This is a genomic window from Leifsonia sp. SIMBA_070, assembly GCF_046534635.1.
GTDB lineage: Bacteria > Actinomycetota > Actinomycetes > Actinomycetales > Microbacteriaceae > Leifsonia.
Genome location: NZ_JAWRYK010000960.1, coordinates 1 through 235 on the forward strand (window position 1 = coordinate 1; position 235 = coordinate 235).

The window sequence follows — 235 nt, forward strand, 5'->3', positions numbered from 1 at the left end:
CGTGCCGGGGGTCGCCGGGATCTTCGCGATCAATCTCTCCGGCGCGCTGATCCTCGGCTGGCTGCTCAGCGCACTTAAGATGCGCGGACCCGACGAGGGCCGCCGCTCGACCGTCCGGCTGTTCGTCGGCACGGGGGTGCTCGGCGGATACACGACGTACTCGACCTTCGCGTTCGGAACGGTAGGGTTCCTCGGCGACGGCGAGCCCGCGCTCGGCATCGCCTATGCGGTCGCG

The 235-nt window shown here is 70.2% G+C and carries 1 protein-coding gene; it reads left to right on the top strand.

The window, feature by feature from the left end; genetic code table 11:
• The coding region (locus SB754_RS23020; RefSeq protein ID WP_410784569.1) for a fluoride efflux transporter FluC at positions 1-235 on the top strand (235 nt) is incomplete at both ends.